The sequence below is a fragment of the Dietzia sp. DQ11-38-2 genome (assembly GCF_014145055.1).
Classification (GTDB): Bacteria; Actinomycetota; Actinomycetes; order Mycobacteriales; family Mycobacteriaceae; genus Dietzia.
The window spans coordinates 1-6,938 of sequence record NZ_JAALDW010000146.1 but is presented as its reverse complement, the minus strand read 5'-3'; the positions used below and the strand labels follow the sequence as shown (position 1 = coordinate 6,938).

8 protein-coding genes are annotated in these 6,938 nt (G+C 68.8%); 1 reads left to right on the top strand and 7 read right to left on the bottom strand.

Going from position 1 to position 6,938, the window contains the following annotated elements; genetic code table 11:
- On the top strand, positions 1-1,159 hold a 1,159-nt coding region (locus G6026_RS05680; RefSeq protein ID WP_241727956.1), incomplete at its 5' end, for a DUF349 domain-containing protein.
- A 77-nt stretch (positions 1,160-1,236) separates the two neighbouring features.
- Here G6026_RS05680 and G6026_RS05675 read toward each other — a convergent pair.
- The 7 genes from G6026_RS05675 to G6026_RS05645 all read right to left on the bottom strand — a co-directional run bounded on the left by G6026_RS05675 (position 1,237) and on the right by G6026_RS05645 (position 6,866).
- The gene (locus G6026_RS05675; RefSeq protein WP_107756591.1) at positions 1,237-1,809 is read right to left on the bottom strand and encodes a hypothetical protein; all 573 of its coding nucleotides are present in this window, start codon (positions 1,807-1,809) and stop codon (positions 1,237-1,239) included.
- Entirely contained in the window at positions 1,797-3,320 is a 1,524-nt protein-coding gene (gene miaB / locus G6026_RS05670) for a tRNA (N6-isopentenyl adenosine(37)-C2)-methylthiotransferase MiaB (RefSeq protein ID WP_309230147.1), read from the bottom strand. Before miaB ends, G6026_RS05675 begins: the two co-directional genes overlap by 13 nt.
- A gap of 80 nt (positions 3,321-3,400) precedes the next feature.
- Positions 3,401-4,009 (bottom strand): regulatory protein RecX, encoded by a 609-nt coding sequence (locus G6026_RS05665; protein WP_182612468.1) that lies wholly within the window; start codon positions 4,007-4,009, stop codon positions 3,401-3,403.
- Positions 4,009-5,115: a recombinase RecA gene (gene recA / locus G6026_RS05660; protein ID WP_017836921.1), complete on the bottom strand. Its 1,107-nt coding sequence runs from the start codon at positions 5,113-5,115 to the stop codon at positions 4,009-4,011. Before recA ends, G6026_RS05665 begins: the two co-directional genes overlap by 1 nt.
- A 222-nt stretch (positions 5,116-5,337) precedes the next feature.
- Positions 5,338-5,532, bottom strand: a complete 195-nt coding sequence (locus G6026_RS05655; protein WP_107756594.1) for a DUF3046 domain-containing protein — start codon at positions 5,530-5,532, stop codon at positions 5,338-5,340.
- 70 nt (positions 5,533-5,602) lie between these two features.
- Positions 5,603-6,430 (bottom strand): PspA/IM30 family protein, encoded by an 828-nt coding sequence (locus tag G6026_RS05650; protein ID WP_107756595.1) that lies wholly within the window; start codon positions 6,428-6,430, stop codon positions 5,603-5,605.
- Between the two features lie 97 nt (positions 6,431-6,527).
- Positions 6,528-6,866, bottom strand: a complete 339-nt coding sequence (locus tag G6026_RS05645; protein ID WP_107756596.1) for a helix-turn-helix transcriptional regulator — start codon at positions 6,864-6,866, stop codon at positions 6,528-6,530.
- Positions 6,867-6,938: the final 72 nt, after the last annotated feature.

Here is a 6,938-nt window from a genome sequence, read left to right as displayed (position 1 = left end):
CGACGGAGAGCGGCAGGTGGGATCCTGGCAGGCCGGCGCTCCGGAAGAGGGCCTGGCACACTTCGGCCTCAGGTACGACGATCTGGTGGCCGAGGTCATGCTCCTCGAGGCCCGTCTCGAGTCTCACCCGCAGGACGCGCGCAAGACGCGCGCGTCCGCCGAAACGCTCGCCGAACAGCTCCCGACCGCGGCCGCGGTGGGCGATCTCGACACCCTCGCGGCCCGGCTGGTGACAGTGATCGAACGGTCCGGCGCCGTCGAGGCCGAGGCGCGCCACCGTAAGGAGGAGGAACGCGCGACCGCGATCGCACGCAAGGAGGCGCTGGCCGTCGAGGCCGAGGAGATCGGGGAGTCCTCCACCCAGTGGAAGGCCGCCGGCGATCGCCTGCGGGAGATCCTCGACGAGTGGAAGACCATCCGAGGTATCGATCGCAAGACCGACGACGCCCTGTGGAAGCGCTTCTCCAAGGCGCGCGAGGCGTTCAACCGTCGCCGGGGTTCGCACTTCGCGGAACTGGACCGCAATCGGGCATCGGTGAAGCGGGTCAAGGAAGAGCTGGTCGAGCGCGCCGAGGCGATCTCGGGCTCGACCGACTGGAATGACACGGCGACCGCGTTCAGGCGGCTCATGGACGAGTGGAAGGCCGCGGGCCGCGCACCCCGCGAGGCCGATGACGCGCTGTGGAAGCGGTTCAAGGCGGCCCAGGACACGTTCTTCGACGCCCGCCATGCCGCGGCCGCCGAGAGGGACGCCGAGTTCGCCGGCAACGCGGATGCGAAAGAGGCGCTGCTCGCCGACTACGCGGGCCGGATCGATCCCCAGAAGGACCTCACCGCCGCGCGCACGGCCCTGCGGGAACTCCAGACCCGCTGGGAGGAGATCGGCAAGGTCCCGCGGGAGCGGATGGGAGAGCTCGAGGGAAGGATCCGGGCGCTGGAGAGGTCCGTGTCCGATGCGGCGGACGCGGAGTGGCGACGGACCGACCCCGAGGCCAAGGCCCGCGCCGCCCAGTTCTGGGTGCGCGTGGACGATTTCGAAGAGCAGGCGGCGAAGGCCGAAGCCGCGGGCAGGTCGAAGGATGCGGAGAAGGCCCGCGCGCAGGCCACGCAGTGGAGGGAGTGGGCAGAGGCCGCCGAGAACGCTGTCGACACCCGCTGAGCACGACGATCGTCAGTTGAGCCCCGCCTCTGAGGCGGGAGACGTGAGCAGGACCCCCTGAACGGTGGGGCTCCGGTTCACTCGCGGTGGCGCAGCGAGTCCTCGAGCTCTCGTTGCTCCGGCGTCCGCGCCCACAGCACGCCCGCCAGTGTCATCACCAGCAGCAGCACCAGGATGACGCTGACGTACATCCCGATCCCGGGGGCCCCGAAGTCCCGGAAATCCGGGTCGGGTCCTCGCCCGGACTGGCGCAGCCAGATCGCGAGCATCCCGTAGACGGCGGCGACACAACTCGCGCCCCACGCGATCCCCGCCGCCCACCACTTCTGGGTGATGATCATGACCGCGCCGAACAGGATGGCACCGGCCGAATAGATGAGGACGAACACGTGGGACGGCAGCGACGTCTCCTGGGCCCGGGCCGCTTCGGTGAAGAACAACACATCAAGACCGCGCACCCCGTCACTGTGGGGCAACACCAGTGCGGCCGCGAGCAGCACGATCAGGAGAGCCGACGCCAGATAGGCCTTGCCGATCACGAGAGTGTGGCCCAGGACCCGATCTTTCTGACGGAGCTCCGAGTTGACGGTGCCGGACTCCAGAATCCCTTCGATCGGGTCGGGGCGGTCAGCGGTGTTCACGTGGGGCATCCCTTCGGGGTGGTGTCGGGGGTGTCGGCGGCCCTCCGCAGGGTGGGCAGTCCGAGCCCCACCCCGATCGGTGGCGTCTCCGGCTTCTCACCGGCTTCGTGCCTGTCGCCCGCCCTGGTCGTCCGCAGGGTCAGCACTCCGTCATCGGCGAGCAGGTGGTGTGGTGCCGCCGAGGTGACTCGGGTGGTGACCACGTCGCCGGGACGGATCCGCCCGGCGTGCTCCCCCACCGGGGCGAAGTGCACCAGGCGGCCGTCGCGGGCCCGGCCGGTCATCCGAGCGGTCGCGGCGTCCTTTCGCCCCTGGTCCGCCGTGACGAGCAGCTCGACCTCACGACCGACCTGCTTCTCGTTCTCCTCGAGGGTGATCCGCTCCTGGAGCCGGATCAGTCTGTCGTAGCGCTCCTGCACCACGGACTTGGGGATCTGCTCGTCCATCGTCGCCGCCGGCGTCCCCGGTCGCGGTGAGTACTGGAACGTGAAAGCGCTGGTGAAGCGTGCTTTCTCGACGACGTCGAGAGTGGCCTGGAAGTCCTCTTCGGTCTCGCCGGGAAAACCGACGATGATGTCCGTGGTGATGGCCGCGTGCGGCATCGCGGCACGCACCCTGTCCAGGATGCCGAGGAAGCGCTCCGACCTGTACGACCGCCGCATCGCCCGGAGCACACGATCCGAGCCCGATTGCAGGGGCATGTGCAGCTGTGGGCACACGGCGGGGGTGTCGGCCATCGCCTCGATGACGTCGTCGGTGAACTCCGCCGGATGGGGCGAGGTGAACCGGATCCGTTCGATTCCCTCGACCCGACCGGCAGCGCGCAGCAACTTCGCGAAGGCTCCCCTGTCGGACGGCTCGGCAGGGTCGTGGAACGAGCGCCCGTAAGCGTTGACGTTCTGACCCAGCAGGGTGACCTCGAGGACACCCTCGTCCGCCAGCGCCCGCATCTCTGCGAGTACCTCTCCGGGACGCCGGTCCACCTCCTTGCCGCGGAGGGACGGGACGATGCAGAAGGTGCAGGTGTTGTTGCAGCCGACCGACACGGAGACCCAGCCGGCGTAGGCGGACTCGCGAGTCGCGGGGAGGGTTGACGGGAAGTGCTGGAGCGAGTCGGCTATCTCCACCTCGGCTCGTTCGTTGTGGCGCGAACGCTGGAGCAGGGTGGGGAGGTGACCGAGGTTGTGGGTGCCGAAGACGACGTCGACCCACGGTGCCCGCGAGACCACCACGTCCTTGTCCTTCTGCGCGAGGCAGCCCCCGACTGCGATCTGCATCCGCGGGTTGGCGTCCTTCCACGGTCGCAGATGGCCGAGCGTGCCGTAGAGGCGGTTATCGGCGTTCTCACGGACGGCGCAGGTGTTGAACACGACGAGGTCCGGCAGTGCGCCCCGTACGGGATCCGCCTCGCCCTCGAACGGGACGTATCCCGCTTCGTCGAGTACACCCGAGAGCCGCTCCGAGTCGTGGACGTTCATCTGGCATCCGAAGGTCCGCACCTGATAGGTGCGCCCCTCCACACGCTCGACACGCTCGACACCGGCGTCTCCGGCGGTCGTCTGCTGGTCGGTCACGAGAGTATCCACGCAGGCCAGGGTACTCAGGGCGACACCTGGGCCGCCAATTCGGCATCGACCACCGTCATCGCCAACCCCGTCGGATAACCCCGACGTCCGAGGAACGCCACCAACCTGCGCCGCTCCCCCTGGAGGTCGGCGGCGCGACGGGACCCGGTCGGCCGGCGCGCGAGCCGCGCCCGCACCAGCTCGGCGGCGTGGTCATGCTCGTCGCACTCGTCGATGTGGGAGACCGCCCTGGCGATGTGGGCCTCGGCGACACCCTTCTCGCGGAGCTCCCGCTCGAGGGCGCCACGCGACCGTCCGCGTCGGCGTCGGCGGCCTCTGACCCATTCCGATGCGAATTCGGCGTCGTCCACCAGGCCCCAGACCCGGACCCTGGCCAGCGCTGCGTCCACGGCGGCCGGCGCGTGGTCCTTACCCAGAAGCCTCTCGCGGAGTTCGTGTTCGCTACGGGGACGGTGGCGCAGGAGTCGGAGGGCCGCAGTCGCGGCGTCGTGGGCCTCGGGCGCCAACGGTGGCAGATCCGAGCTCCCTGACGACCTGGCCTCCACCGCGGCGATCGCCGCGCGTAGCTGCTCCGATGTGATCCGCCGCACCCGCTCGTCGGAATCAGGCTCCCGGACACTCATCAGAACTCGACAGGCACCACGTCGATGGGTGCGTCCTCATCTGCCTCCGCCTCGATCTCCGCGAGCTCCGCACCGGCCCCGATGTTGAGCTTGTCGAGAATCTTCCGCTCGATCTCATCGCGAACCGAGGGGTTCTCCTTCAGATACCGGCGGGCATTCTCTTTGCCCTGCCCCAGTTGGTCGGCACCGTAGGTGAACCAGGAACCCGACTTCTTGACGAACCCGTTCTCCACGCCCATGTCGATCAGCGATCCCTCGCGGCTGATGCCTTCCCCGTAGAGGATGTCGAACTCCGCGATCTTGAACGGCGGGGCGATCTTGTTCTTGACCACCTTGACCTTGGTGCGGTTACCCACCGCATCCGCGCCGTCCTTCAGGGTCTCGATCCTGCGCACGTCCAGGCGGACCGAGGCGTAGAACTTGAGCGCCTTACCGCCGGTGGTGGTCTCGGGCGAGCCGAACATCACCCCGATCTTCTCGCGCAGCTGGTTGATGAAGATGGCGGTGGTGTTGGTGTTGTGCAGCGCACCGGTCATCTTCCGGAGCGCCTGGCTCATCAGGCGGGCCTGGAGTCCCACGTGGCTGTCGCCCATCTCGCCCTCGATCTCCGCCCGCGGCACCAACGCCGCGACGGAGTCGACGACCAGGATGTCGATGGATCCGGACCTGACCAGCATGTCCGCGATCTCGAGCGCCTGTTCGCCGGTGTCCGGCTGGGAGACGATGAGGTTGTCCGTGTCCACACCGAGCTTGCGGGCGTACTCGGGATCCAGTGCGTGCTCCGCGTCGATGAACGCGGCGATACCACCGGCGGCCTGCGCATTGGCCACGGCGTGCAGTGCGACGGTGGTCTTACCCGACGACTCCGGACCGTAGACCTCCACGACGCGCCCGCGGGGGAACCCGCCGACTCCGAGTGCGACGTCGAGCGACAGGGCGCCGGTGGGGATCACCTGGACCGGCGGGCGGGTGTCGTCCCCGAGCCTCATGACCGACCCCTTGCCGTAGGCCTTGTCGATCTGGGCGAGCGCCAGCTCCAGTGCCTGCTCCCGATTCGGGGCGACGCCGGTCCGGGTTCCCGACTTGGCGGTGTTCTTGGGGGCCATGATGTTCTCCGTTCGTGCTCGACCACCGGTGTCGTGCCGGATGGTCTGTGTGGTCTGCTCTCTCGCGGACGCTACGGGTCGGGTACGACACGAACGACTCGCGCGAGCCCGGCACCCCTTCACTGTGGAGGGACGGCGCCCTGTGGACGGGCACTCCCGTCATCACGTGCCCCGACTATAGGCGAACGCGTGTTCGAGGGGCAACGACACGCCGCCCGGGTGTCAACGTAACGAGTCGGGAACCTCGAACTCGGCGCACAGGGCCAACCAGACCTGCTTGACCGGGGCGCCGGCGTCGATGGCCTCCTCCGCCGTGCGTCCGTCGAACGCCCCGAGGTGATGGGAACGTACGAGATGATCGGCTCGCAGGTCCCCGAAGGCCTCGACGGTCCGGGCCCTGAACTCCGTCAGAGTCACGTGCCCACCCTTTCACGACGGACGAGGACGGGCCGCCGGCGTCCTCACCGGCGGCCCGTCCTCGCACGATTCACTGCTGTTCGGTCTGCGCCTGCTGCTCCGGCGACGTCGCGGCCTGGGGCTGCCCCTGAGGGAGCTGGGACGCCGAACCGGTGCCCTGCCCGAGTTGGCCACCCTCCGCCTTCATCGACGCGCGGATCTGCTCGAGACGGCTGTGCCCGGCCATCTGCGTGGACGCCTGCTCGACCTCGAGCATCCGGCCCTGAACGGAGTTCTGGGCGAGCTCGGCCGAACCGAGGGCGTTGGCGTACCGCCGCTCGATCTTGTCCCGCACCTGGTCGAGATTCGGGGTGTTTCCTCCGGAGGAGACCTCGGACATCGACTGCAGCGACGCGCTGACCTGCTCCTGCATCTTGGCCTGCTCCAGCTGGCTGAGCAGCTTGGTCCGCTCGGCCACCTTCTGCTGGAGGACCATCGCGTTCTGCTCCACGGCCTTCTTGGCCTGGGCCGCGGCCTGGAGCGACTGGTCGTGCAGACCCTTGAGGTCCTCGACGTTCTGCTCGGCGGTGACGAGCTGGGCGGCGAACGCCTCCGCGGCGTTCTCGTACTCGGTCGCCTTCTGGGCGTCACCGTTCTGGCGGGCCTGCTCGGACATCTGGAGCGCCTGCCGCGTCGAACCCTGCAGCTTCTCGATGTCGGCCAGCTGCCGGTTGAGCTTCATCTCCAGCTGCCGCTGGTTGCCGATCACGGCGGCCGCCTGCTGGGACAGCTGCTGGTGCTGGCGCTGTGCGTCCGAGATCGCCTGCTGGATCTGGACCTTGGGGTCAGCATTCTCGTCGATCTTCGAATCGAACAACGCCATGAGGTAGCGCCATGCCTTGGTGAACGGATTGGCCATCGCTGCGTAGTGTCCTTCTGCCGATTCGGACGACGGGTCGTTACCACGGTACCGAACTACGCCGGGGAGCGACCACCGGGCGTTGCCGGGGCGGGATTCAGGCCGCGAGGACCGGTTCCCGCGGTGACACGGTCCCCGGGGCCGGGACGGTGCCCGGGGGCGAGACCTGGACGGCGGCCCTGATCAGGATCTCCCCGAGGGACACGTCGAGAGCGCCCGAGATCGACGCGAGGAGCTCACTCGAGGCCTCCTTGCGTCCGCGCTCGATCTCGGAGAGGTACCCGGGACTCACCCGGGCCGCGTCCGCGACGTCCCTCAGGGTCCGTCCCGTCTCGCCCCTCAGTCCGCGGAGCACCGTCCCGAGGGTCTCCCGGAGCAACGGGGGGCCGCTCCGGTGGTCCGGGTGGGGCAGCGTGGTCATCTGGATGTTCGGCATCACGGGGTACAACGCCTCATGCGCCCGATTCGTTCCCGCGGTAGCCGACGATCCCCACCAGCCGGTCGAGGG